This window comes from Sphingobium limneticum (assembly GCF_008710165.1).
In the GTDB taxonomy this organism is placed as follows: domain Bacteria; phylum Pseudomonadota; class Alphaproteobacteria; order Sphingomonadales; family Sphingomonadaceae; genus Sphingobium; species Sphingobium limneticum.
The window spans coordinates 58,021-83,228 of sequence record NZ_VYQA01000013.1; the positions used below are offsets into that span (position 1 = coordinate 58,021).

The following is a 25,208-nucleotide window of genomic DNA, read 5'->3' on the forward strand; positions in this document are numbered from 1 at the left end:
ATGGCCGACCTTTTCGCTCCCGATGACATGGCCGGCGCCGATGCGCCGGCCGATACCGCCCCCCTTGCCGACCGGCTGCGTCCGCGCACCCTGGCCGATGTGGTGGGGCAGGAACATCTGACCGGGCCGGACGGCGCGATCGGGCGCATGGTGGCGGCGGGGCGGCTATCCTCCATCATCCTGTGGGGGCCGCCCGGCACCGGCAAAACGACAACGGCGCGGCTGCTGGCCGATGCGGTGGGGATGCGGTTCGCGCCGATATCCGCTGTATTTTCGGGCGTGGCGGACCTCAAGAAACTGTTCGCCAGCGCCAAGGAGCATGCCCGGCGCGGCGAGAAGACATTGCTGTTCGTGGACGAAATCCATCGCTTCAATCGGGCGCAGCAGGACGGGTTCCTGCCCTTCGTCGAGGATGGCACGGTGACTTTGGTCGGGGCGACCACCGAAAATCCGAGTTTCGAGCTGAACGCGGCCTTGCTGTCGCGGGCGCAGGTGTTGATCCTGCGCCGGCTGGATGCCGCCGCGCTGGAACAGTTGTTGGACCGGGCCGAGGCGCTGACCGGACGGCCCGTGCCGATCGACGCCGCCGCGCGCGAGGCGCTGGTGGCGAGCGCGGATGGCGACGGGCGCTTTCTGCTCAATCAGGTCGAGACGCTCTATTCGATCGACCTGCCAGAACCGCTCGACCCGGCCGGCCTGTCCGCCCTGCTCCACCGCCGGGTCGCGGTGTATGACAAGGATCGGGAGGGGCATTATAACCTCATCTCCGCCCTGCATAAGTCGCTGCGCGGGTCGGACCCTCAGGCGGCGCTCTATTATCTGGCGCGGATGCTGACGGCGGGGGAAGAGCCGCTCTACGTTCTGCGGCGGCTGGTGCGCTTTGCGACCGAGGATATCGGCCTCGCCGATCCGCAGGCGGTGGTGCAATGTCTGGCGGCGAAGGATGCCTATGATTTCCTGGGGTCGCCGGAGGGCGAACTGGCGATCGTGCAGGCCTGCATCTATTGCGCGACCGCGCCCAAATCCAACGCGGGCTATGTGGCGATGAAGGCGTCGTTCAAATCGGCGCGCGATACCGGATCGCTGATGCCGCCGATGAACATCGTCAACGCGCCGACCAAGCTGATGAAGCAGGTCGGCTACGGCAAGAATTATCAATATGATCATGATGCGGCGGAGGGATTTTCCGGGGCCAATTACTGGCCGGAGGAAATGACGCCGCAGACATTCTACGCCCCCACCGATCGCGGGTTCGAGGCGCGGATCGCCGAGCGGATCGCCCATTGGGACCGTTTGCGGGCGGAGCGTAGCGGCCAGTGACACCCCGCTTCGCGCGGTTCGCGGCGATCGACTGGTCCGGGGCGAAGGGGGCGCGGCACAAGGGGATTGCCGTGGCGCTGTGCGAAGGTGGCGACGCCGTGCCGGAACTGGTCACGGCGCCGACCGGCGTCTGGTCGCGGCAGGGCGTGGCGGACTGGTTGATGGCGACGGCGCGGGAAATTCCGACCCTGTACGGCTTCGATTTCAGCTTTGCGCCGCCTTTCGTCGCACGGGGCAGCTATCTGCCTGGCGATGTGGTGCCCCAGGACGCGCCGGCCTTCTGGGCCTATGTCGATGCGATCTGCGATGATGTGGATCTCGGTGCGGCGAGCCTGCTGGAGGTCGCCCATCGCCGCCACTTCTATTTCGGCAAGGCGGATGGGGTGAAGGCCGATTACATGCACAACCGCGCGTGCGAGGCGCAGTATAATGCGGGCGGCGGCGGCAAGCCGTCCACCGTCTATGACGCGATCGGCGCGGCGCAGGTGGCAAAGGCCAGCTTTGCCGGCATGCGGCTGCTCCATCATGTGCGGCCCCATGTGCCGGTGTGGCCGTTCGATCCACTGCCGGTCGCAGGATCGCTGGTCGTGGAAATCTATACCAGCATCGCCGCCCGCGCCGCCGGGCGGCCCAAGGGGCGGACGAAGATGCGCGACAAGGGGGCTCTGAACGATGCGTTGCTGGCGCTGGGGTCGCAGCCCTATGACGGCGCAATGCCCGACGATCATGGCGCGGATGCGATCGTGACCGCCGCCTGGATGCGGCAGGCGGCGTTACGCCCGGCCTTATGGGCGCCACCTGCCCTCACGCCGCAAATAGCGCGCACTGAGGGCTGGACCTTTGGCGTGAACTGATAGTAAGGGCGTCGCACCCGAAACGGCGCGCCGGATTAGCACAGCGGTAGTGCAGCGGTTTTGTAAACCGAAGGTCGGGGGTTCGATCCCCTCATCCGGCACCATTTCGGGCAGATCCCAGTCCAGCAGATCGCCGTCCGGCCGATCGCATCTGCACCAGATCCCTTTACAGATGTAGCGCGCCCAAATGCAAAATGGGGCCAAACGCAAAATGGGGGCCGACATTGCTGCCGGTCCCCACTTCCGTCGGACTGCTCCTCATACATTTTTCGAACCGTCGGCCCAAACCGGCATGTTCGAAGATGGATAAGGCGATCCGCGTCTCACGAAGAGATGCGATCATCGACCCGCCGATCCTGTGCGTCATCCTTCGGGCGAAGGCGCCGCTCAGGTTTTGCTCCGACTTCTGGCCAAAGGCCGCCCATCGAGGCTCAAATGCCCGCTTTCCTTGCCCGACGTTCACTTTCGCGCGTACCCGGCAAGGGCTTCAAGCATCCCGTCCCTCTGCCCGGCTCCACCCTTGCGGATATTGCCTGCCGATGGACTGCCTTCACGGCTCAAATCCCTGATTTCTCAGCAATTTCTGGAATTGGATCGCTCCGTTTCCACCGTTCCGATAGAGCGATGGTGTCACTGCACCCGAGTCGTTCAAAGCGAATTCGGTCAGATTTTTGACAGGCGGCCATCGAAAGCTGTGGATAAGTGTGGATAAGTTTTCAGCCGGGCGGCGACCAACCCGGTGGCGCCAGCGAAAAGCCTGCAAAATCAAAGCCCGGCGTCACGGTGCAACTGACCAGCGTCCAGCCACCCTGCGGCGTCGATGCCTGCCAGTGATGCGCGGGCACCCAGCCTTGCGGCATCTGCCCGGCCAGAACATCCTGCCCCAGCAGCAGGTCGCGGGCGCCCTCGCCCGGCGCGGCGATGGACAGGATCAGCGGCGCACCGGCGTGCCAGAACCAATGTTCGTCGGCATCGACCCGATGCCAGTGCGATCGCTGATGCGCCTCCAGCAGGAACAGGATCGCGGTGCCGGCAGCGCGCTCACCCGGCGCGGCCGTGGCGCGCCATGTCTCCCGATACCATCCGCCTTCGGGATGAGGCGTCAGGCCCAACGCCTCGATCAACGCCCGCCCTGCCTGTTCGTCGCCGCCTTGCATCCGTTTGCCTCAAATTTTATTGCTTGGGAAACAGTCACTTAAATTGTTGCCTGACGTTCATGCAACCTGGATCAATGTAGATGGGTTGAAGCGACAAATCACGCAGTTCGGAGGAGAATATCATGCGTAATGCCCTGCTCGCCCTGGCCGCCATTTCACTGGCCATTCCGGTTTCCATGGCCGTTCCGACCGACGGTGCCCAGGCCCGCAAAAATTATCGCTACAAGGAATGGCGTGGCCGCGACGGCCGGACCTATTGCCGCAAGTCGAACGGCACGACCGGCCTGATCGTCGGCGGCGTCGGCGGTGCGCTGGTCGGCCGTGCGATCGATACCCGTGGCGACCGCGCCACCGGCACGATCCTGGGCGCGGCCGGTGGCGCGCTGCTCGGCAAGTCGATCGACAGCAAGCGTACTTGCCGTTGATGCCACAAGCCGGCGCGTGTCAGGAGCGCGCGCCGGCTTTCAGCGGCTGGCCCCGCTGGATGGCAACAAAAAAGGGACGGCATCCCGTCGGATGCCGTCCCTAACTTTGTGCAGCGTCTGCCGATCAGTCGGCGGAAGCGTCCGAAGCAGCGCCGCGCGCGTCTTCGACCTTGAAGGCAACCTGCTGGCCGCCCGACACGCCCGAAACCTTGCCATTCTTGACGGCCAGGTTGAAAGCGACGGCGTCGGGGAAACGACGACCCGAAATCACCTTGCCGGTCTTGGTGTCCTTCACCTGATAGACATAGGTGTAGCCTTCGTGGGTGAAGCGCTGCTTGGCAGCGGCATCTTCAGCCTGAGCGGCGGTGGCGGCAATGGCGCTGATGGCGCCGGCGACAATGAACTTGGACAGCATTCGCATGGGTAAACTCCTTGTGAATGCCGATCAAACACCTCTTATATTCTTGTTCTGTTGAACACCGTCTTATGTTGCAGTGCGTCATAGCGACAATCGCAAAAAATGACGATCCGATTGCATCATGTGCAACCGTATTCCATTTTGCGCACTAAGCCTTTGATAGCGCTACCACATGGTCGAACTCGGCCTTCGTCAGCGGCGCGACGGAAAGGCGTGATTGGCGCAACATGACCATGTCGGCGAGCGCCGAATCAGCCTTCATCGCCTTCAACGTCACGGGTTTGGCCAGCCGTTCGACCGGCGCGACATGGACCGCGATCCACTTGCCCGTATCGTCCGTGCTATCAGGCGCGGCTTCTTCCACGATGGTCATGATGCCGACCGCCTCGACCCCGATATTGCTGTGATAGAAGAAGGCCAGATCGCCCTTGCGCATCGCCTTCATATGGCCTTGGGCCGCATGATTGCGCACACCGTCCCATTCGGCCTTCCCCTTTTTGACCAGATCGTCATAGGAAAAGGCATCGGGTTCCGATTTCATCAGCCAGTAGTTCATTCTGCCTCCTTGCAACAGCGCCCCGGCGCGATCAAGGATGCGTCATGCGCGGGCTACGCCTATAGGATGAGACACGGCCCCATCTGAACGAAACTGGAGATAATAAGTGTCGCAAGCGGTACTGGATCAGGTGTCTGTCCTGTCCATGGCGGAAATGAGCAAGGCGGATTTTGCCGCAGCCTTCGGCCAATCCTTCCAACGCTTCGGTTTCGCCATGGTGAAGGACCATGGCATGGACCAGACTCTGGTCGATGATGGCTGGGCGCTAGCGCGTCGCTTCTTCGACCAGCCGGTGGAAACCAAGCGCGCCTATGATGCGAAATATAATGGCGGTCAGCGCGGCTATACCGCGTTCGGCGTCGAGATCGCCAAGGGCGCGAGCGAGAATGACCTGAAGGAATTCTGGCATGTCGGCCGCGACCTGCCCGAAGGCGATCCGCTGGCCGAGACGATGCCACCCAATGTGTGGCCGAGCGAAATGCCGGAGTTCGAGCCGGTCTTTGCGAAACTGTATCGCGAATTCGATCGGGTGGGCGCGGAATTGCTGTCGGCGATCGCCCTCTATCTGGGCCTGCCCGAACGCTGGTTCGACGGCCCCATTGAAAATGGCAATTCGATCCTGCGCCTGCTCCATTATCCGCCGGTATCGCCGCAAGCGCCGGGCATCCGCGCGGGCGCGCATGAGGATATCAACCTCATCACCCTGTTGCTGGGCGCGGAAGAAGGCGGGCTGGAGTTGAAGGATCGGGGCGGCAACTGGCTGCCCGTGGTGCCGCCACCCGGCGCGCTGGCGATCAATGTCGGCGATATGTTGCAACGGCTGACCAACCATCTGCTGCCATCGACCAGCCACCGCGTGGTCAACCCGCCGCCGGAACGGCGCGGCCATTCGCGCTATTCCATGCCCTTCTTCCTGCACCTGCGCCCCGATTTCATGATCGACGCCCTGCCGCAATGCGTAAGCGAGGACAATCCGCGCCGCGATCCGCCGATCAGCGCGCATGATTATCTGACGGAGCGGTTGATCGAGATCGGGCTGATCAAGAAGGGGTAAAGGCGAAGCGCGCTGCGACTGCCTCTCGGATCGTTCCCCGGCGCAGGCCGGGGTCCAGTCCTACGCTCCGAACTGGACCCCGGCCTGCGCCGGGGAACAGAATGTTCACATCGTTGGGCTTTAGTTGAGACAGGTTTCTCGACTTAGCTCGAAACGAACGGGGATCGCCGCCTTACCTGCGCCCACGCCCCAGGGTGATGCCGATTTCCTCGCCCCGCTCGCTCAGCGCCAGCTTCACGATCTTCACTTCGACATGGCTGACCTTGTCGTCCTGAAGGAGGATGGTGTCGATGATATGATCGGCCACCGCCTCGATCAGCGTGAAATGCACGCCTTCGGGCAGCGCTGTCGATGCGGCATGCTTGAGGTCCATATAGTTTTTGGACGCGGTCAGCGGCGTTTCCGGCTCATAATGATCGGCGATTCGCAGGCGCGCGCGGATGGAAATGCGCAACGGCTGGGGGAGATGCGTCTCCTCCGAATAGATGCCGGTCAGCACGTCGACATGCAGGTCGTTGACCTCCAGCGTCAGAAAATCGTCAAATCCAGTCTGCATAGCCTTGCCACATCCAGGCCGTGTCCGCCCCACAAGATGGTGCGGGCCATGGCCTATTTAGTCTTTCATTTTGCGAAGCGGGCGCTAAAGCCCCGCTTCCGGCGCTGCCCCATGCGCCATTGATGGCGGATCGGCAAGACGTGTCAGACATTGTGCCCCTCAACAGTCAGCCCGAAGCGGCCATCGAGCAACTGCTCGACGCGGCGTTCGGCCCGGACCGTCATGGCCGCACCGCCTATCGCATCCGTCAGGACATGCCTTGGCTGCCCGCCCTCTCCTTCGCCACGGTGGATGCCGACGGCGCGCTGATCGGATCGCTGCAAAGCTGGCCGGTGGCGCTGACGGACGCGGATGGGCAGCAGATGCCGCTGATCATGGTCGGCCCGGTCGCAGTCGCGCCGGCGCATCAATTTGGCGGCCATGGCCGGGCGATGATGGACGCGGTGGTCGCCGCTGCTCGGACGATGGGTTGCGAACCGCTGATGATGATCGGCGATCCGGAATATTATGGCCGTTTCTGGGGCTTTGCCGCCGACGGCACGGCGGGATGGGAGGCGCCCGGCCCGTTCGAGCCGCGCCGGCTGCTCGCCCTGTCGGTCGATGGCCGTCCGGTCGGCGGCACGGGCATGCTCAGCCCCAGAATATCCGTCGCGGCCTGATTAACTCTTTGCCTGCGAGCCTCGGGCTCCTATCTCCGCCCCATGCCGATGGAACCCCTGCCCGACCTGTCCACCCTTTCGCTGGCCGATATTGCGCGGCTGGCCGCCGAAAAGCGCCTGCCTCCGGTCGAGAAATGGAATCCCGACCATTGCGGCGACAGCGAGATGCGGATCGCGCGCGACGGCACCTGGTATCATCAGGGGTCGCCGATCGGGCGGGAGACGATGGTCCGGCTGTTTTCCACGATCCTGCGGCGCGAGCCGGACGGCAGCCATGTGCTGGTCACGCCGGTCGAGAAGTTGGACATCGAAGTGGAGGACGCCCCCTTCGTCGCGGTCGAACTGAAGAGCGAGGGCGAAGGGCGGACGCGCAGCCTGGCCTTCCGCCTGAACAGCGGGGATATCGTGACCGCCGGGCCGGACCATGGACTGACCGTGCGGGAAACGCCGGACGGGCCGCATCCCTATCTGCATGTGCGCGGCGGGCTGGAGGCGCTGGTCGGGCGCAGCGTCTATTATGAGCTGATGAACCTGGCGATGGGCGAAGAGGGCGAACGGGTCGGCCTGTGGAGCGAGGGCGCCTTCTTCCCGCTGGACGGCGCCGCATGACGCTGGCGCAGCGGCTGCGCGCAGCCTTGGAAGACGGGCACAAACGGACCGACATCGCACTGGTCGACAGGCGCGATCCGCGCATCCAAGGCGAGATCGCGCTGGCGCCGGCTGCCGTGCTGGTGGCGATCACCGACCGGCCCGAACCCGGCCTGATCCTGACCGAGCGCGCGACGACGCTGCGCAAACATGCAGGGCAGATCGCCTTTCCCGGTGGCCGCGTGGACGATGGCGATGCCGACGAGATTGCCGGCGCGCTGCGGGAAGCGCAGGAAGAAATCGCCCTGTCGCCCGATCAGGTTCAGGTGGTGGGCATATCCGATCGCTACAGCACCTTTACCGGTTTCGATATCGTGCCGGTATTGGGTGTCATTCCGCCCGATCTGCCGCTGCGCGCGCAGGAAAGCGAAGTGGCGGACTGGTTCGAACTGCCGCTGGCCTATGCGCTCGATCCGGCCAACCGGATGCGGCGGGAGGCGGAATTTGCCGGCGTCACGCGCCATTATTACGAGATTTTCTGGGAGGGCCGGCGTATCTGGGGCATCACGGCGGCGATCCTGACCAATTTGTCGCGGAGGCTGGGCCATGACCGTCCTGCCGTCTGACGCCGACTGGCGCCACCGTTCCGGCCTGGACGGATTGCTGACCGCGCTGGATGTGGCACAGGGTAAGGCGCGCTTCGTGGGCGGCGCAGTGCGCGACGGCCTGCTGGGCCTGCCGGTCAACGATCTGGATGTCGCCACGACGCTCGACCCGCATGATGTGGTCGATCGGCTGAAGTCTGCCGGGATCAAGGCGGTGCCGACCGGCATCGACCATGGCACGATCACTGCCATCCTGCCCGATGGCCCGGTGGAGATCACCACGCTGCGCCGCGATGTCAGCACCGACGGGCGGCGCGCGACCATCGCCTATACCGACGACTGGCGCGAGGATGCCGCGCGGCGCGACTTCACCATCAACGCCCTTTATGCCGATCCGCTGACCGGTGAGATCAGCGACTATTTCGGCGGGCTGGCTGATCTGGCGGCACGGCGGCTGCGCTTCATCGGCGAGGCGTCGGCGCGGATCGCCGAGGATCATTTGCGGATCCTGCGCTATTTCCGCTTCCTGGCGCGCTATGGCGACAACGAGTTGGACAGTCAGGCGTACGACGCCTGCGTTGCTGCGGCCAACAGCCTGATGGCCTTGTCGCGCGAACGGATTGCGGACGAATTGCTGAAATTGCTGGGGGTCGCGTCCCCCGTCCACGCGCTGCGGTTGATGGTCGAAGGCGGCATATTGCGCCCCGTTTTGCCGGAAGTGGATATGGACGGCGTGGCACGGGTCGAGGCGCTGATGGCGCGCGAGGCCGAAAGTGGGATCGGCGGATCGGGCCTGCGCCGTCTGGCGGCCTTGCTGCCAGCGGACCCGGTGCTGGCCGATGGCGTGGGCGCTCGGCTGAAATTGTCGAACAAGGCGCGCAAGCGGCTGGTCGTGGCGCTGGAGCCGAGTGCCGCGACAACGGAAACGCCCCGCGCACTTGCCTATCGGGTGGGCGTAGAGGGCGCGATCGACCGCTTGCTGCTCGATGTCGACCAGCCTTTGACAGCCTTGGAGGCGCTGGCGGACTGGACGCCGCCGGCCTTGCCGATCGGTGGCGGCGCGCTGATCGCGCGCGGCCTGCCGGCCGGGCCGGATGTGGCGAAAGCCTTGCAGGCGGTGCAGGCGCTATGGGTGGCGGAGGATTTCCCCGACGCGGATCGCGTCGCGGCGATCGCCGATCAGATCGTCTCGAAATTCCAGCGGGCGCGCCAATAATCGAACGCGTCATTTTCGCCCATCGGTCGGGCGAAATGATAGCCCTGCCCCTGCCAGCAGCCCATTTGCTGAAGCGCCAGGGCCAGCGCCTGCGTCTCGATCCCCTCGGCCGTAACCTTCAGGTTCAACGATTCGGCGAGCGACAGGATCGTGCGGACGATCACCGCCTTGTCATGATCCTCCAACATGGTGGACACGAAGCTGCGGTCGATCTTGAGGATGTCGATCGGCAGGCTGTGCAAGCTGGCGAGGTTGGAGAAGCCGGTGCCGAAATCGTCCATCGCGATCGGCATCTGCAGCCCCTTGAGCGCGACCAGCAATTTGCGCGCCTTGTCCGGATCGGCGATGATCGCGCTTTCGGTCAGTTCGGCGGTCAGGCGGTTGCCCGCGATCCCGGCATAGCGCAGCGCTTCCTCGAACATCGACGCGACATCGTCCCGCGCCATCTGGATCGGGGACAGGTTCACGTTGACGCCCACGGGCAGCGCCTGGCCGAATTTCGCGTCCCAGCGCGACAGTGCCTGCGCCGCTTCATAGGCGGCCCAACGGCCCAGCGGCGTGATGAGGCCGCTTTCTTCCGCCACGGCGATGAATTCCACCGGGGACACGTCGCCCAATTCTTCATCATTCCAGCGGGCCAGCGCCTCGAACCCGGTAATTTCGCCGGTCTGGAGATGGATGAGCGGCTGGAAAGCGAGCGTCAGCCCCCCCTGCGCCAGCGCGTCGCGCAAACGGCTTTCGATCGAGAAGCGACGCTGCGCTTCCTTGAGCACGCCGTTGCGATAGATTTCGACCTTGCCGGTGCGCTTGGCGATCTTCACCGCTGCCTGCGCCTTGCGCACGACATCATCCGGATCGTCGTCCAGATTGAGCGACAGCGCACAACCGATCGCGCAATCGACGCGGATTTGCAGGTCGCTCAGGCGAATGGGCGAGCTGAGTGCTTCCTTGATCCGCTGAACGATATGAAGAGCGTCCGACAAGCCATTGTTAAGACGCGCAAATATAGCAAAGTCATTACCGCCGATGCGGGCCAGCACATCGCCCTGACGCAGGCTGGATTTCAGCCGCTTGGCAACCGTGATCAGCAGTTCGTCGCCGGCCATGGGCCCCAGCGATTCATTCACCCGGCTGAAACGGCTGAGATCGATGGCGATGATGCCGAATTGCGATGTATCGGACCAGGAGCCATTGGCCAGCCGATCGTCGATTTCCTCGCCAAAACCGGTGCGGTTGGGCAGCGCGGTCAGGCCGTCGGACAGCAGCTCACGCCGCAAATTCTTTTCGATCGTCCGTTCGCTGGTCCGGTCGATCGCGGTGAAGAGATAATGTTCGGCACGCCCTTGCGCCGCTGGCAGCCGGCCGAGCGTACACATGAAATATTCCGGCCCGAGCTTGCCGTCGCGGCGCAGTTCGAAACTTTCCGAATCGCGGCCCGACTGAATGAAGCCAATGACCCGTTCCCGCCATTCCTTCGCGACCCGTTCCTGAACATAGCCACGTTCTGGACTGGAGCGAAACACGGTGATGAAGCGGGCATTGCCCTGCTTGAAATGTATTTCGCTGTTTTCGTACGAAAAAATCGCTGCAAGCTGCGGCAGGGCAGCCAGCCATTCCGAAATATGGATGGCGCAGTCAGGATGCGAGTCATCACCCCCCACGAGGGGCGTGCCGCTGGTCTGCGTGACCGGCAAATTATGCACTGACGTCGATTCCATGCCCCCGCTGTATCCAGAAGGAGTAAATTTTCGGGAAACGCTACACGCAGACCCGCAGGAAATCAGACCAAAGGATAAAAAGCTGAAATCAGAAGCGATTGTCGCGCGGGAAGCCTGTCGGCGGCATGCGCCCGGCCGCGCCGCGGGCGACCTTCCAGGGCATCATGTCGCTTTCCGTACGGGTACGGCCCGACTCGCCGCCCATGGTCCAGCTAAGACCATCGGACAGCTTGAACGCGATCGCATCGGACAGGCCGCCATCGCGATAGCGCTGCATCTGCACCCCCTGCCCGCGCGTCATCTTCGGCATTTCCGTAAGGGCGAAGACCAGCAGTTTGCGGTTCTCGCCGATCACGGCGACACTGTCCGCCTCGGCCGGGATCGGGCGAATGATGCTCAATTTCGCGTCGGCGCGGACATTGACCACCTGCTTGCCCTTACGCGTTTCGGCCATCAGGTCCGTCACAGCCGCGATAAAGCCACGTCCGTCGGATGAGGCCAGCAGCAGCTCCGTGCCCGCCCGCGCTGGCATGAACGCGACGATCGCCCCTTCATTATCCATATCGACCAGCGATCGGACCGGATCGCCAAAGCCACGGCCACCCGGCAGCTTGTCCGACGCCAGCGTGTAAATCCGCCCGGTGGCAGTCGCCATCAGCAGCTTGTCGGTGGTGTAGGCGTGGAAGGCATATTGCGGCCCATCGCCTTCCTTGAACTTGAGCGTATCGGCGGCGGCCAGATCGCGATGGCCGCTCATCGCACGGATCCAGCCGCGTTCGGACAGGATGACGGTGATCGGCTCGCGCTCGATCATCGCCTCCAGCGGGATTTCGCGCGCCGGGGCGGCTTCCTCCACCAATGTGCGGCGCCGGCCCAGATCTGTTTCGGGACCATAGCGTTTGCGCAACGCGGCCAGATCCTTCTTCAGGCGCGTGCGCTGCCGGGTCGGGCTTTCGACCAGCTTTTCCAGCTCGTCCTTTTCCTTGACCAGATCGGCATGTTCGCGCCGCAACTCCATCTCCTCCAGCTTGCGCAGGGAGCGGAGGCGCATGTTCAATATCGCTTCGGCCTGACGATCGTTCAGGCTGAATTCGGCCATCATCACCTCTTTGGGCTCATCCTCCGTCCGGATGATGGCGATCACCCGGTCGAGGTTGAGATAGGCGATGATATAGCCTTCGAGCAGGTCAAGGCGCGCCGCGATCTTCTCCAGCCGGTGCTGCGCCCGCCGGACCAGCACGTCGATCTGATGCTTCAACCATTCGATCAGCAGCGGCTTCAAGCCCAGCACGCGCGGGGTGCGGCTGGCGTCGAGCACGTTGAGATTGAGCGGGAAGCGGTTTTCCAGATCGGTCAGCCGAAACAGGCTGTCCATCAGCATCTGCGGATCGACGGTACGCGCGCGCGGTTCGATGACGATGCGGATTTCCGTATCGGACTCGTCGCGCACATCGGCCAGGATCGGCAGCTTGCGATCATTGATGAGCGCGGCGATCTGCTCGATCAGCTTCGATTTCTGGACCTGATAGGGAATATGGGTGACGACCGCGATCCAGGTGCCGCGCCCGCCCTCTTCCTTGTGCCAGCGCGCACGGGTGCGGAATGCGCCGCGCCCGGTGGCATAGGCTTCGGATATGATCGCGGCATTATCGACCAGCACGCCGCCGGTCGGAAAGTCCGGCCCGCGCACGATCTGCATCAGCGCGGCATGATCGGCATCGGGATTGTCGATCAGCAGGCCGGCCGCGTCGATCAATTCGCTGACATTGTGCGGCGGGATGCTGGTCGCCATGCCGACCGCGATGCCGGTGGCGCCATTGGCGAGCAGATTGGGGAAGAGGCCGGGGAAAACCTCCGGCTCCTCATCCTCGCCATTATAGGTGGGGCGGAAATCGACCGTGCCTTCGTCCAGCCCGGACATGAGGTCGGCGGCCGCCTGCGTCAGGCGCGCTTCGGTATAGCGCATCGCCGCAGCATTATCGCCGTCGATATTGCCGAAATTGCCCTGCCCGTCGACCAGCGGCGTACGCAGCGAAAAGTCCTGCGCCAGACGCACCATGGCGTCATAGACCGACGCGTCGCCATGCGGGTGATATTTACCGATGACGTCGCCGACGACGCGGGCGCATTTCTTGTAACTGGTGGTGTTACGCGCCGGGTTGGCGACCAATATGTCCGGGTTCGCGCCGCCCGGCTCCATCTTGAGCAGGCGCATCGCCCAAAGCAGGCGCCGATGCACCGGCTTCAACCCGTCGCGCAGATCCGGCAGCGATCGCGCCGTGATGGTCGATAGCGCATAGACGAGATAGCGCTGCTGGAGCGCATCATCGAACGGGTGATCCTTGATGGCGTCGAACGGTTCGCGATAGTCGGTCATTGCGGACGGCTTAGCAGGACGGAAGGTGAACGGAAACGGGAATTGCGCAGGATCAGAAGCCGGTCAGAAGGGTGTCGATTGTGCGCATGATGGCATGATGATGATGATGCAGCATGGTCACGGGATTTTTCAGCAGGCGAGAATGTACCGCGCCGGCCAAGTGCGTGGCCATCATCAGGCGCTCCCCATCTATGTCAAAACAAGGATGCAGTGCGGGCAAAGCCGCGGGCATAGTACCTGGATGCAATAATGGGACTACCAGCCGGGTTCCCAGATGATCGACATAATCGCTTTGGCAGTCGAGCACCAAGCTGTCATCCGGCAGACGATATACGCCGAACCGCGCCATCAAAATTGCCGGTATTTGTCGAGCGGCAACTCATTATTTTCCGCCCAAACATTCCAGGCCGCGATCGCTTCCTTATTATCCTCTTGCCAGCGCCGCCCCCGTTCCGCTGCGATTTCCTTGCGCAGCGCCTCTTCGCAGGCACGCGACAGGTTGATGCCCAATGCCTTGGCATCGGCCACAAGATCGACGTCCAGCGACAGGTTCGTCGCCTTGCGCGTGGCAATATGTTCGTGCTTGGTCATAATCGACTCCCGCATCAGATATGCGCATGAATATACGCATGACGCATCAACGCGGCAAGTAGCGTCCATCCGGATCGGCGGCGATCTCGGCAGCGAATTCCGCGCTGATCCAGTCGCGAAAGGCCTTTACCTTGGGCGTATTGCGAGCGTGGGGCGGGTAGACGATCCAGTAGCTGGCCTTGTCGCGCACATAGGATGGCACGGCTTCGACCAGCAGGCCCGCTTCCACCTCCGCGCGCCAGAAGAGATGGGTCAGGATGGCGATACCCTGCCCCGCCATGGCCGCCCGCCCCTCCATCACCTGACTGTCGAGCGCGATGGCGGGCGGCCCGTCCTGATCGCTCGCCTCCACGCCCATCGCCGTCAGCCAGTCATGCCACCAGCTATCCTCCGGCGACAGACGCGGCAAAGCGAGCAAGGCGCCGGCGTCCGCGATGGGGCTATGGCGCGCGAGCCAGCCGGGGCTGCACATGGGCACAAGCCGGCTGTGCGTCAGCAGCTTCGCCTCCAGCCCCGGCCATTCCCCCTTGCCGCCGCGAATGGCGAGGTCCACGCCGTCGCGGGCCAGATCGACGATCGTGTCATTCGCCTGGATGCGCACGGCCAGATGGGGATGGCGCATCTGAAACGCGCCGATCCGGGGCGCCAGCCACAGATGGGCAAAGCTGTTGGTGCAACTGATCGTCAGCACCGCCGAATGATCCTGCGTCAGGGCGGCAAAGCCGGCGCGCATCTGGTCAAAGGCGCGGGTCAGGATCGGCGCGATCTCCCGCCCCTTTTCGGTCAATATCACCTTGCGCCCGACGCGCTGGAACAGGCTGATGCCCAGCCGCTCCTCCAATAGCTTCACCTGATAGCTGACCGCCGCCTGGGTCATGCCCAGTTCCTGCGCGGCGACGGTGAAATTTTCCAGCCGCGCGGCGGCTTCGAATACACGAATGGCGGACAGGGGCGGCAGGGTGGACATGGGGTCATTCAATAAGCTGAGCTTATCTGGAGCGTCCAGCCTTTTGTTGGCGAACCCGGACCCGATCCGGCAAAAGCCAGAGCGCGGACATGATGTTCAACGTCCGCCCCCGTTTCGGAAAGGACGGCATCATGCGTGACGAATATGACGACCGGCTGTGGAATGACGGTCGCGAACATGCCAACCGTGGCATCGATCAACTGATCGCCGCTATCATGCAGGCCTTCCGGGCACTGCATCGCGTACAATGGACATCACCCTGGAGCGAGAGCCGCACCAGCGACCGCACCTGCCGATATTAGGAATTTGCTGCGATTGCGAGAAGAGGGGTTGCGGTTTCGCCCGGACACGCCACTCTTAAAGGCGTGACCGATACCCTTCTTACCTCCATCGCCCTTCCCGCTCCTCCCACTGCGCTGCTGGACGGCGCGGCGCTGTTCCTCGATTTCGACGGGACGTTGGTGCCGCTGGCCGACACGCCCGATGCCGTCCATGTCGACGATGATCTGCTGTCCATGCTCGTGCGGTTACGCGACCGGCTGGACGGGCGGCTGGCGATCGTCAGCGGCCGGTCGATCGCGACGTTGCGTGACCTGGGCTTTGGCGATTTCCTGATGTCCGGCACCCATGGGCTGGAATTCGCGCATCCCGGTGAAGACGTGAAGGCCCCGCCCCGCCTGCCCGCGATCGACGCGGTGGAGGCCGCTTTCAACGATTTCGTCGCCGACAAGCCGGGCCTGCTGGTCGAACGCAAATCGATCAGCGTGGGCCTGCATTTCCGTGGCGCGCCGATCTGGGGCGAAGCGGCGGGCGCGCTCGCCGACCTGCTGGCGCGCGATCATGGACTGGCGCTGCAACATGGAAAGATGCTTTACGAATTGCGTCCCGGCGGCGCGGATAAGGGCAGCGCGCTCACCGCTTTGATGCAGGAAGCGCCGATGGCCGGCGGCATCCCCGTCTTCATCGGCGACGACGTCACCGATGAAGAAGGCTTTGCCGCAGCGGCGCATTTGGGCGGCGCCGGCATATTGGTCGGCACGCCGCGCCCGACATTGGCGTCATTCTCTTTGGAACAGGTTGCCGCCGTCAGGCATTATCTGATGGAGGGGGCGGCCGGATAGATTTCCGGAGCCCTTTTTTGTGACCAACAAATTGGGGGCAGACCGATCCAAGCAGCAAGCGAATCCATCCTGGCCGGATCAGAGCGCACGCTCGACCTCTGGCCCGTCGGCAATTGCCAGGCGTCCGCGCTGATCGACCGCATGGGCCGCATGGTCTGGGCCTGCGTCCCGCGTGTGGACGGCGACCCGGTCTTTTCCGCCCTGCTGGACGACAAGCCATGGGACGATCCGCAATCGCGCGGCTTCTGGGCCATAGAGCTGGAAAATTGCGTCGCGGTCGAACAACATTATATCCGCAACACCCCCATCCTGGTCACGCGCCAGAGCGATGCGCAGGGCAATGCGATCGAGATTCTGGATTTCTGCCCCCGCCACCGGCACAAGGGCCGCATGTACCGGCCGGTCGCCTTCATCCGCATCGTGCGGCCGGTGGCAGGCTCCCCCCGCATCCGCGTCAAATTCCGCCCCACGACCAGCTGGAATGGCGAGAAGGTGCCGATCAGCTATGGTTCCAACCATATTCGCGTCGTCCTGTCCTACATGGCGATGCGCGTGTCCACCAATGCGCCGATCGGCCTGATCAGCCAGGAAAGCTGGTTCCGGCTGGAGCAGGACGCCCATTTCTTCATGGGACCGGACGAAGGCTTTTCCGATGCGTTGCGCCCCGCGATCGAGCGGATGCTGGACGACACGATCCACGAATGGCAGCTGTGGGTCCGAAGCCTGGCCATTCCCGCCGAATGGCAGGAAGCCGTCATCCGGTCCGCCATCACGCTCAAACTGTGCCAGCATGAGGAAACCGGCGCGATCGTCGCTGCGCTCACCACCTCCATCCCCGAACATGCCGACAGTGGCCGCAACTGGGATTATCGCTACTGCTGGGTGCGCGACGCTTATTATACCGTCGAGGCGCTCAATCGGCTGGGCGCGCTGGACGTGCTGGAATCCTATCTCGTCTACCTCCGCAATATCGTGGACGGTGCCAAGGGCGGGCATATCCAGCCGCTCTACGACGTGCGCGGCAATGCGACCCTGACCGAGTGGGAGGCGGAAAGCCTGCCCGGCTATCGCGGCATGGGCCCGGTGCGCGTGGGCAACGCGGCCTATGAACAGATACAGCATGACGCCTACGGTCAGATCGTGCTGTCTTCCGTGCAAGGCTTCATCGACCAGCGGCTGCTGCGCATGGCTGGCCATGCCGATTTCGAGGCGCTGGAGGCGGTCGGCGAACGCGCCTGGGCGGTCTATGATCAGCCTGACGCAGGCCTGTGGGAATTGCGCACCCGCGCCCATGTCCACAGCTATAGCGCGGTGATGTGCTGGGCGGCGTGCGATCGCCTGGCCCATGCCGCCGTCGCGCTCGACCTGCCGCTGCGCGCCGCCCATTGGGAAAACCGCGCCGAAACGATGAAGACGCGTATCCTGGAAGCATCCTGGCGGGAGGATAGCCAGGCGATCTCCGCCAATTTCGAGGATGACGCGCGCGACGCCTCGCTCCTCCAATTGCTGGACCTGCGCTTCCTGACCGCCGAGGATCCGAAATTCATCGGCACGCTGGCCGCGCTGGAGGCGGATCTGCGCCGGGGCAACGACATGCTCCGCTACAGCGCGCCGGACGATTTCGGCGAGCCGGTGACGGCGTTCAACGTCTGCACCTTCTGGTTGGTCGAGGCGCTGCATCGCAGCGGCCGGCGTGAGGAAGCGCGCGAATTGTTCGAGGAAATGCTGTCCCGCCGCACCGCGGCCGGGCTGCTGTCCGAAGATATCGACCCCGTCAGTGGGGAATTATGGGGGAACTATCCCCAGACCTACTCATTGGTCGGCATCATCAACTGCGCCGTCTTGCTGAGCAAACCGTGGAGCGCCATGCGTTGAGCCGTCTGATCGTCATATCCAACCGGGTCAGTCGACCCAGCAAGACCGGCAACCAGGGCGGCCTGGCCGTCGCTTTGTCTCAGGCCCTGCGCGAAAGCCGGGGCATCTGGGTGGGCTGGTCGGGCGAAGTGACCGACAATTTCACCGGCCATATCGGCTTTGCCGAAGATGAAGGCGTCAAGACGGCGACGATCGACCTGGAAGAACAGGATGTCGACGAATATTATAATGGCTATGCCAACAAGACGCTGTGGCCGCTCTTCCATTTCCGCATCGACCTGGCAGAATATGCCCGCGATTTCGAGGGCGGCTATAATCGCGTCAACAAGCGTTTTGCGGAGACGGCGAGCCCGCTGATCGAGCCGGAAGACGTCATCTGGGTCCATGATTATCACATGATCCCGCTGGGCCAGATGCTGCGCGACAAGGGGTTGAAGAACCGCATGGGCTTCTTCCTTCACATCCCCTGGCCGCCCACGCGGCTGCTGGTATCGCTGCCCCATCATAGCAAGCTGGTCAGCACCCTCTTCGCCTATGACGTCGTCGGCTTCCATACCGAGGAATGGCTGGAATCCTTCCGCCATTATGTGGAGCGGGAAATGGGCGGCAAGGTGGACGGCGATTTCGTCACCGTGGGCGATCGCACCATTCAGGCGGTCGCCTGCCCCATCGGCATCAACGCGCAGGAATTCGCGCAGGCCGCGACCAGCGACGCGGCCAACGAAATGAGCACATTGGTGCGCGCGTCGTTGCAGAACCGCACCATGATCGTCGGCGTCGACCGCCTGGATTATAGCAAGGGTCTGGAAGAACGGTTCAACGGCTATACCCGCTTCCTGAAGGATCATCCCGAACATCATCGCAAGGTCGTGCTGACCCAGATCGCGCCGCCGTCACGGGGCGAAGTGGAGAGCTATCAGCAGATCCGCGCCACGCTGGATTCGCTCGCAGGACGGCTGAACGGCGAATATAGCGATGTGGACTGGACCCCGATCCGCTACGTCAATCAGGGCTATCCGCGCGACAAGCTGGCCGGCATCTATCGCGGCGCGAAGATCGGACTGGTGACGCCGTTGCGCGACGGCATGAACCTGGTAGCCAAGGAATATGTCGCGGCGCAGGATCCCGAAGACCCCGGCGTGCTGATCCTGTCCCGCTTCGCCGGCGCGGCGATGCAGCTCAAGGATGCGTTGCTCATCAATCCCTACAGCCCGGAGGAAATGTCCGACGCGATCCTGCGCGCGCTGGCCATGCCGCTGGACGAGCGCAAGCGGCGCTGGCGCGCGATGATGGACAGCGTGGAGCAGCAGGATATCAGCTGGTGGCGCCAATGTTTCACCGGCCGGCTGATGGCGGTCGGGCGTGAGGGCGAAGCGGCGGAGGTCGAGGAAGTGACCGAATGAGCCAGCAGGTCCGGCATCTGAGCGTCAGCATCGCCGCGCCCTTCGCGCGCGCCTATGCCTTCGCCCGGCAGCCGGACAATTTCCCGCGCTGGGCGGCCGGTATGTCCACGGCCCTCCATCATGACGGCGACCATTGGGTGGCGGATACGCCGCAGGGACAGGCGGTGGTGCTGTTCACGCCGCCCAATGATTTCGGCATACTCGACCATCATGTGCGTATCGCGGGGCAAGAGGATATCTATATTCCGCTGCGGATGATCGCCCATGGCACGGGCACGGAAGTGATCTTCACCCTGCTGCGCCAGCCGGCCATGGACGATGCCGCGTTCGAGGCGGACGCGCAGGCGGTGATCGCCGACCTCCACCGGCTCAAGGCGCTGCTGGAAGATGAAGGCGTCGGTTGAGTGTTGCCGCCGCTCCGTTTAGGCAGCCGCCATGCATAGCGACGATGAAGACGAACCGCGCGGCCTCTTGCCCGCCATCCGCGCCCAATCCGGCGTCATATTGGGCGTCATTGGCCTGATCGGCTGGTGCGCGATGATCTGGTTCATGTTCGGGGACGTGCTGTAGGGGCGGATTTCCGACCGAGCATCGTTGAACATCGGGCAGAGTTTGGAGAGGCCGTTCTGGCCCGGAAAGGCGCCCATGTTCGATCGTCGCAATTTCCTCGGTTCCGCCGTCGCCGCGTCCATCTCCCATCCGGTAGGCGCGCAGGCGCTCAAGGCCGTGCCGCTACCAGCCGCCGACCTGCATGGCCGGGATGAGGACGCCTATTGGAAGGCGCTGCGGGCGCAGTTCCTGATCCCGTCCGACGTCGTCAACCTGAATGTCGGCACGGTCGGATCATCGCCGCGCCCCGTGCTGAAGGCGATTTTCGATGGTTTCGCGCAGACCGAACAGATGACGCAACCCGGATCGGAGGATTATCCGATCTGGGGCTATGGATCATGGGACCAGTATCGCAGGCCCTTCGCCGATTTCATGGGCGCACGGGTCGAGCAGATGGCGATCCTGCGCAATTGTACAGAGGCGAACAGCTATGTCGCCAACGGCTGCGACATGAAGGCCGGCGACGAGGTACTGATCAGCGACGAGGAACATGGGTCGGGCGAAATGCCATGGATGCTGCGGTCACGCCGCTATGGCGTGGTCGTAAAAAAGTTCGCCATGCCAAAGCCGCCCAAAGATGCCGCGGAAATATTGAACCGGATCAACGACGCGATCACGCCCCGGACGCGGATCATCTTCGTCAGCCATATCAGCACATCGACCGGGGTCGTCCTGCCGGCCAAGGAGATTGCGGCGCTGGCCCGGTCGAAGGGCATCGTATCGGCGTTCGACGGCGCCCATGCGCCGGGCATGATCAAGGTTGATCTCAACGACATAGGCTGCGACCTTTACACCGGATCCATGCATAAATGGCTGTTCGCGACGAAGGGCACCGGCTTCCTCTATCTGCGCGACAAATCGATCATGGACCGGGTGTGGAACACGATCGCAACCGGCGGCTACGACGATCCGACACGGATGGCCGACCGCTACATGCAGATCGGATCCTCCTGCATCCCGACGCTGATGGGCCTCAATGCCGCGGTCGATCTGGCCAACAACATCGGCATGGATCGGATCGAGGCACGCGGCCGGATGCTGTGCGATTATATCCATGCCGAGATGATGAAGCGTGGGGCTGAAGACTGGACCTCGCCCGACCCGGCGCTGCGCGGCGCGATCGCCACGGTCAATGTGCCCCCGGTGCAGCGGATGGAATTGCAGGACTGGCTGTGGACCCACCACAAGGTGCGCATTCGCGGCGGCAACCCCAGCAAATTGCGGCTTGCGACCCCCTATTTCCTCAGCAAGGCCGATATCGACCGCTTTCTGGGCCTGTACGACGAATTTCGGAAGATAAAGGGCATCGCCTGAGCCCCTTCTCCCCTTGGGGGAGAGGGATATGGAGCCTTACGAGCGCAGCGAGTTAAGCGAAACTGGAAGAGCGGGCCAGGCTGCGCCATCCCTCTTTCACAGCTTCGGCCAAGGCAGCACGCTGTGAAGCCTTCGCATCCCTCTCCTCCTCTGGGGACAGGGAGCAGGGCACAATTGCACCCCCGCCTACTTTGCTCTATGGGCCGGCCAAGCAGCCCCGGCACCCGCTGATCCTCTCCGATTCGCGTTTGCCGGGGCGTAATGTTTTCTAAGATAAGACAGGAACGCGCATGGCCCGTCGCCGCCAGATCTACGAAGGCAAGGCAAAGATCCTTTATGAAGGCCCCGAGCCCGGCACGATCATCCAATATTTCAAGGATGACGCCACCGCCTTCAATGCCCAGAAAAAGGGTACGATTTCCGGCAAGGGCGTGCTGAACAACCGGATTTCCGAGCATATCTTCACCCTGCTCGGTCAGATCGGCGTGCCGACCCACTTCATCCGCCGCCTCAACATGCGCGAACAGCTGGTCCGCCAGGTCGAAATCGTGCCGATCGAAGTCGTGGTGCGCAACGTCGCCGCCGGATCGCTCAGCAAGAAGCTGGGCATCGAGGAAGGCACGCAACTGCCCCGCACGCTGATCGAATATTGCTACAAGGACGATGCGCTGGGCGACCCGCTGATCTCCGAAGAGCATATCGCCTGCTTCGGCTGGGCCACGCAGGAAGAGATGCACGACATCGCCGACATGGCGATCCGCATCAACGATTTCATGTGCGGGCTGTTCGCCGGCATCGGCATCCGCCTGGTCGATTTCAAGCTGGAATTCGGTCGTCTGTATGACGGCGATTACAGCCGCGTCATCCTGGCCGACGAAATCAGCCCCGATGGGTGCCGCCTGTGGGACATGGCGACCAACGAAAAGCTGGACAAGGATCGCTTCCGCCGCGATCTGGGCGGCGAAGTTGAGGCTTATCAGGAAGTTGCGCGCCGTCTTGGCCTGCTGCCCGAAGGGCTGGACACCACCGTTCTCGACCTCGACACGCATCGCAAGAAGCGCGAAAAGGACTGAAAATAAAAAGGCCGGCCACAGCGCCGGCCTTTTTTATATCTAACGACCTCCGTTCGTTTCGAGCGAAGTCGAGAAACATGCAAAGCGCGCTATCCGCTTCTCGACCAAGCTCGAAGCGAACGGACGTGGGTTGATTATGACCTAAGCCATCAGCGCATCGACGATCAGCTTGAGGCCGAGCAGCACCATCAGCACATAGATGAGCGTGTAGAAGCGCGCCGCGTCCACCCGGCGGACCAGCGCCACGCCGGCAAAGGTCGCGCCGATCGCCACCGGCGCCAGCATCGCCGTCGCCATCAGGTTGCGCGTGGTGAACTGCCCCAGCGCGGCATAGGCCGGCACCTTCATCCAGTTCATCGCTGCGAACGCCACGGCCGTGGTCCCGACCAGCATGTCGCGCGGCAGGCGCTTTGGCAGCACCCACATCTGAAAGGGCGGCGACCCGGCATGGGCGATCTGGCTGGTAAAGCCGCTGCCGATGCCGAAGAGGAAGCCCATCCAGTCGGGCGAACTGGACGGCAGCACGATCGCCCCGCCCCGCTCGACCCAGAGCCGTTGCAGCCCGAACAGCATCGAAATGGCGCCGAGCGCGCCCAGCACCGTGCTTTCGGACACCTGCGCCGCGAAAAGATAGCCCAGCCCCACGCCGACGGCCATACCGGGCAGCATGACCCTCAGGATATGCGCGTCCCAGCTTTTGCGGAACGCCCAGACGCTGACCACATCCTGCAGGATCAGGATCGGCAGCATGATCGCCGCCCCGCGCACCGGATCGACCCCCAGCGCCATGATCGGCATCGCCAACGCGCCCGCCCCGGCAAAGCCACCCTTGGCCAGGCCGGATATGACGACGGCGACGATCGCGCAGGTAAAATAGAGCAGGTCCGGGTTCATCCCGCTCATCTAGGGGATGGGCAGGCGAGTGGGAATGGGGGAATTGGGTGGTTCCCCGCAGTTTTTTACCCCTCTCCCTTGAGGGAGAGGGCTGCGCAGACTTGGCAGCCTGCTGCCTAGTCGAAGCTGGGTGAGGGGGAAAACCTCACGCTAATATGCCAGTCTTGTGCCAGTCGCCCTCATCCAACTTCGCCTAGGCTCCTTCGTCGCCAAGGCTGCATATCCTTCTCCCCTAGGGGAGAAGGGCCGTCCAGATTGATCGACATCCGCCATCGCGCCGCACACGCGACACGCCGCTACCAATGTAGGATTTTATCTGATCTATCCTGTCGGATGACCGTCCCGCACCACCCCACGCCATGCCATCCCGGCGAAAATGTACCCTGTCGCCGTGACCCACCCGTCGCATGTTCGTCGCGCTGTTGTGACCTATGTGGCGCGTCACTGACGCGTGCCAGCCGCGCCGCAGGTGCGGCCCTGTGGCATGGGCGGCGCAGTTCGTCTTTTTTTCGGGCAGTTTTCCGGTCCCAGTGACGGTGTGAACTTTGCCGCGCCTTGCGACCGTGACCCTGCAATGACCTTGAAGCAGCGACTCAGCCATGCATGCAGAACGCCGGCCGCCTCACCGCTGCGCGCGATATCCGATCAGCAGGCCGAAGGCGAAGGATGCGAGCAGGGCCAGCCGGACTTTCCCGTCCGGGTCATGATAGCCCACCGCCTGCTCTCCCCAGGCGAACAGCCCGACAAACATCGCCAGTGCCAGCCCGGACATCCTGCCTGTTTCCTTTTTCGAACCTGCCCGTCATCATAGCGACATGGTGGCTAAGAAAGTCATAATGGCTTGCCTCCGCGCGTCGCCGCGACTAGGGGGTGCGGCAAAGTTTGGCCGTGCGCGATCGCCCGGCGCCAGTCGATTCCAAGGAGTCCGCCTCTCATGAAAGCCCGCATCTTCGTCACCCTCAAGGGCGGTGTCCTCGATCCGCAGGGTCGTGCGATCCAGCATGCGCTGAGCGGCCTGGGCTTTGACGGCGTCAATGACGTGCGCGCCGGCAAGCTGATCGAACTGGACCTGGCCGATGGCACCAGCGACGAGGATATCGACGCCATGTGCCGCAAGCTGCTCGCCAACACGGTGATCGAAAATTATCGCATCGAAAAGGTGGCCTGAGCCATGAAGAGCGCCGTCATCGTCTTTCCGGGCAGCAATTGCGACCGCGACCTGGCGGTGGCGTTCGAGGCTGCGACCGGAAGCAAGCCGGAGATGATCTGGCACCGCGACACCGACCTGCCCGACGACATCGACCTGATCGGCGTGCCCGGCGGCTTTTCCTATGGCGACTATCTGCGTTCCGGCGCGATGGCTGCGCGCTCGCCGGTGATGCAGGCCGTGGCCAAGGCCGCCGACCGTGGCGCCTTCGTCCTGGGTATCTGCAACGGTTTTCAGGTGCTGACCGAAAGCGGCCTGCTGCCCGGCGCGCTGTTGCGCAATGCCGGCGGCCATTTCGTCTGCCGCGACGTCGCCCTGACGGTCGAGAACGCCCAGAGCGCCTTCACCAGCCTTTATGATGCGGGCGAAGCGATCACCTATCCGGTGGCGCATCATGACGGCAATTATTTCGCCGACGACGCGACGCTCGACCGGCTGGAAGGCGAAGGCCGCGTGGCGCTGCGCTATGCGGAAAGCGTCAACGGATCGGCCCGCAACATCGCCGGCATCCTGAACGATGCGGGCAATGTGCTGGGCATGATGCCCCATCCCGAACGCGTGATCGAGGCGGCCCATGGCAAGACCGACGGCCAGCGCCTTTTCAAGGGAATCGTCGAAGGACTGCTGGCACGCGCCTGACCGGCCCTTTCT

The 25,208-nt window shown here is 63.4% G+C and carries 29 protein-coding genes and 1 tRNA gene; 19 read left to right on the plus strand and 11 right to left on the minus strand.

The features are described 5' to 3' along the window. The 3 genes from F4U95_RS16740 (at position 1) to F4U95_RS16750 (ending at position 2,278) form a co-directional block, all read left to right on the plus strand. Positions 1–1,320, plus strand: coding sequence for a replication-associated recombination protein A (locus F4U95_RS16740; protein WP_150426489.1), 1,320 nt, complete (start codon positions 1–3; stop codon positions 1,318–1,320). Further along, the gene (locus F4U95_RS16745) at positions 1,317–2,174 is read left to right on the plus strand and encodes a hypothetical protein (protein ID WP_150426490.1); all 858 of its coding nucleotides are present in this window, start codon (positions 1,317–1,319) and stop codon (positions 2,172–2,174) included. Before F4U95_RS16740 ends, F4U95_RS16745 begins: the two co-directional genes overlap by 4 nt. 29 nt (positions 2,175–2,203) lie before the next feature. After that, positions 2,204–2,278 (plus strand) — tRNA-Thr (locus F4U95_RS16750). Between the two features lie 612 nt (positions 2,279–2,890). On the opposite strand, the gene F4U95_RS16755 is transcribed toward F4U95_RS16750, so the two are convergent. Further along, positions 2,891–3,331, minus strand: a complete 441-nt coding sequence (locus tag F4U95_RS16755) for a cupin domain-containing protein (protein WP_150426491.1) — start codon at positions 3,329–3,331, stop codon at positions 2,891–2,893. A gap of 122 nt (positions 3,332–3,453) precedes the next feature. On the opposite strand from F4U95_RS16755, the gene F4U95_RS16760 reads away from it, so the two are divergent. Continuing rightward, the gene (locus F4U95_RS16760; RefSeq protein WP_150411868.1) at positions 3,454–3,756 is read left to right on the plus strand and encodes a glycine zipper 2TM domain-containing protein; all 303 of its coding nucleotides are present in this window, start codon (positions 3,454–3,456) and stop codon (positions 3,754–3,756) included. Between the two features lie 124 nt (positions 3,757–3,880). On the opposite strand, the gene F4U95_RS16765 is transcribed toward F4U95_RS16760, so the two are convergent. Beyond that, on the minus strand, positions 3,881–4,171 hold the full coding sequence (locus F4U95_RS16765; protein WP_120249965.1) for a hypothetical protein: 291 nt from the start codon (positions 4,169–4,171) through the stop codon (positions 3,881–3,883). Positions 4,172–4,322: 151 nt separating this feature from the next. Further along, positions 4,323–4,730 carry an EVE domain-containing protein gene (locus F4U95_RS16770; protein ID WP_150426492.1) on the minus strand — a complete coding sequence of 136 codons (408 nt, stop codon included), beginning with the start codon at positions 4,728–4,730 and terminating at the stop codon, positions 4,323–4,325. 106 nt (positions 4,731–4,836) lie between these two features. Between F4U95_RS16770 and F4U95_RS16775 the strand changes: the two genes are divergently transcribed. Beyond that, the gene (locus F4U95_RS16775; protein ID WP_150426493.1) at positions 4,837–5,784 is read left to right on the plus strand and encodes an isopenicillin N synthase family dioxygenase; all 948 of its coding nucleotides are present in this window, start codon (positions 4,837–4,839) and stop codon (positions 5,782–5,784) included. Between the two features lie 172 nt (positions 5,785–5,956). Here the strand turns inward: F4U95_RS16775 and F4U95_RS16780 are convergent, their stop codons facing one another. After that, positions 5,957–6,340, minus strand: coding sequence for a dihydroneopterin aldolase (locus F4U95_RS16780; protein ID WP_150426494.1), 384 nt, complete (start codon positions 6,338–6,340; stop codon positions 5,957–5,959). Between the two features lie 122 nt (positions 6,341–6,462). Between F4U95_RS16780 and F4U95_RS16785 the strand changes: the two genes are divergently transcribed. Genes F4U95_RS16785 through F4U95_RS16800 form a run of 4 tightly spaced genes read left to right on the plus strand, consistent with a single transcriptional unit; the run spans position 6,463 to position 9,408 of the window. Beyond that, on the plus strand, positions 6,463–6,999 hold the full coding sequence (locus F4U95_RS16785) for a GNAT family N-acetyltransferase (protein WP_211364004.1): 537 nt from the start codon (positions 6,463–6,465) through the stop codon (positions 6,997–6,999). A gap of 42 nt (positions 7,000–7,041) precedes the next feature. Further along, positions 7,042–7,608, plus strand: a complete 567-nt coding sequence (locus F4U95_RS16790) for a DUF1285 domain-containing protein (protein WP_150426496.1) — start codon at positions 7,042–7,044, stop codon at positions 7,606–7,608. Beyond that, positions 7,605–8,213: a CoA pyrophosphatase gene (locus F4U95_RS16795; protein ID WP_150426497.1), complete on the plus strand. Its 609-nt coding sequence runs from the start codon at positions 7,605–7,607 to the stop codon at positions 8,211–8,213. Before F4U95_RS16790 ends, F4U95_RS16795 begins: the two co-directional genes overlap by 4 nt. Continuing rightward, positions 8,194–9,408 (plus strand): CCA tRNA nucleotidyltransferase, encoded by a 1,215-nt coding sequence (locus F4U95_RS16800; RefSeq protein ID WP_150426498.1) that lies wholly within the window; start codon positions 8,194–8,196, stop codon positions 9,406–9,408. Before F4U95_RS16795 ends, F4U95_RS16800 begins: the two co-directional genes overlap by 20 nt. On the opposite strand, the gene F4U95_RS16805 is transcribed toward F4U95_RS16800, so the two are convergent. The 5 genes from F4U95_RS16805 to F4U95_RS16825 form a co-directional block, all read right to left on the minus strand. Continuing rightward, on the minus strand, positions 9,372–11,126 hold the full coding sequence (locus F4U95_RS16805; RefSeq protein ID WP_120249958.1) for a putative bifunctional diguanylate cyclase/phosphodiesterase: 1,755 nt from the start codon (positions 11,124–11,126) through the stop codon (positions 9,372–9,374). The genes F4U95_RS16800 and F4U95_RS16805 overlap by 37 nt on opposite strands. An 88-nt stretch (positions 11,127–11,214) precedes the next feature. Further along, positions 11,215–13,503 carry a DNA topoisomerase IV subunit A gene (gene parC, locus F4U95_RS16810; RefSeq protein ID WP_150426499.1) on the minus strand — a complete coding sequence of 763 codons (2,289 nt, stop codon included), beginning with the start codon at positions 13,501–13,503 and terminating at the stop codon, positions 11,215–11,217. A 52-nt stretch (positions 13,504–13,555) separates the two neighbouring features. Further along, positions 13,556–13,852: a CcdB family protein gene (locus tag F4U95_RS16815; protein WP_150426500.1), complete on the minus strand. Its 297-nt coding sequence runs from the start codon at positions 13,850–13,852 to the stop codon at positions 13,556–13,558. Then, positions 13,852–14,094, minus strand: coding sequence for a type II toxin-antitoxin system CcdA family antitoxin (locus F4U95_RS16820; protein ID WP_120249955.1), 243 nt, complete (start codon positions 14,092–14,094; stop codon positions 13,852–13,854). The genes F4U95_RS16815 and F4U95_RS16820 overlap by 1 nt, the downstream gene beginning before the upstream one ends. A gap of 46 nt (positions 14,095–14,140) precedes the next feature. Further along, entirely contained in the window at positions 14,141–15,061 is a 921-nt protein-coding gene (locus F4U95_RS16825) for a LysR substrate-binding domain-containing protein (protein ID WP_211364005.1), read from the minus strand. Between the two features lie 131 nt (positions 15,062–15,192). On the opposite strand from F4U95_RS16825, the gene F4U95_RS24820 reads away from it, so the two are divergent. From F4U95_RS24820 to purC, 8 genes are all read left to right on the plus strand, one after another. Further along, on the plus strand, positions 15,193–15,363 hold the full coding sequence (locus F4U95_RS24820; RefSeq protein ID WP_170267501.1) for a hypothetical protein: 171 nt from the start codon (positions 15,193–15,195) through the stop codon (positions 15,361–15,363). Between the two features lie 63 nt (positions 15,364–15,426). Further along, entirely contained in the window at positions 15,427–16,182 is a 756-nt protein-coding gene (gene otsB / locus F4U95_RS16830; protein ID WP_211364006.1) for a trehalose-phosphatase, read from the plus strand. A 69-nt stretch (positions 16,183–16,251) separates the two neighbouring features. Further along, positions 16,252–18,057, plus strand: a complete 1,806-nt coding sequence (locus F4U95_RS16835; protein WP_281347240.1) for a glycoside hydrolase family 15 protein — start codon at positions 16,252–16,254, stop codon at positions 18,055–18,057. Then, on the plus strand, positions 18,054–19,460 hold the full coding sequence (gene otsA, locus F4U95_RS16840; RefSeq protein ID WP_150426501.1) for an alpha,alpha-trehalose-phosphate synthase (UDP-forming): 1,407 nt from the start codon (positions 18,054–18,056) through the stop codon (positions 19,458–19,460). The genes F4U95_RS16835 and otsA overlap by 4 nt, the downstream gene beginning before the upstream one ends. Next, positions 19,457–19,864 (plus strand): SRPBCC family protein, encoded by a 408-nt coding sequence (locus F4U95_RS16845; protein WP_150426502.1) that lies wholly within the window; start codon positions 19,457–19,459, stop codon positions 19,862–19,864. Before otsA ends, F4U95_RS16845 begins: the two co-directional genes overlap by 4 nt. Before the next feature lie 31 nt (positions 19,865–19,895). Continuing rightward, entirely contained in the window at positions 19,896–20,030 is a 135-nt protein-coding gene (locus tag F4U95_RS25405) for a hypothetical protein (protein ID WP_269462528.1), read from the plus strand. Between the two features lie 75 nt (positions 20,031–20,105). Then, positions 20,106–21,383 (plus strand): aminotransferase class V-fold PLP-dependent enzyme, encoded by a 1,278-nt coding sequence (locus F4U95_RS16850; RefSeq protein WP_150426503.1) that lies wholly within the window; start codon positions 20,106–20,108, stop codon positions 21,381–21,383. Between the two features lie 290 nt (positions 21,384–21,673). Next, entirely contained in the window at positions 21,674–22,456 is a 783-nt protein-coding gene (gene purC, locus F4U95_RS16855) for a phosphoribosylaminoimidazolesuccinocarboxamide synthase (protein ID WP_120249950.1), read from the plus strand. Positions 22,457–22,597: 141 nt separating this feature from the next. On the opposite strand, the gene F4U95_RS16860 is transcribed toward purC, so the two are convergent. After that, on the minus strand, positions 22,598–23,350 hold the full coding sequence (locus F4U95_RS16860; RefSeq protein ID WP_150426551.1) for a sulfite exporter TauE/SafE family protein: 753 nt from the start codon (positions 23,348–23,350) through the stop codon (positions 22,598–22,600). Between the two features lie 622 nt (positions 23,351–23,972). After that, positions 23,973–24,122 (minus strand): hypothetical protein, encoded by a 150-nt coding sequence (locus F4U95_RS24825; protein ID WP_170267502.1) that lies wholly within the window; start codon positions 24,120–24,122, stop codon positions 23,973–23,975. Positions 24,123–24,284: 162 nt separating this feature from the next. Here F4U95_RS24825 and purS point away from each other — a divergent pair, with 162 nt between their 5' ends. Together purS and purQ are read left to right on the plus strand one after the other, a co-directional pair. Then, on the plus strand, positions 24,285–24,518 hold the full coding sequence (purS, locus tag F4U95_RS16865; protein WP_056694119.1) for a phosphoribosylformylglycinamidine synthase subunit PurS: 234 nt from the start codon (positions 24,285–24,287) through the stop codon (positions 24,516–24,518). Between the two features lie 3 nt (positions 24,519–24,521). After that, positions 24,522–25,196, plus strand: a complete 675-nt coding sequence (purQ, locus tag F4U95_RS16870; RefSeq protein WP_120249948.1) for a phosphoribosylformylglycinamidine synthase subunit PurQ — start codon at positions 24,522–24,524, stop codon at positions 25,194–25,196. The last annotated feature ends 12 nt before the right edge of the window (positions 25,197–25,208 follow it).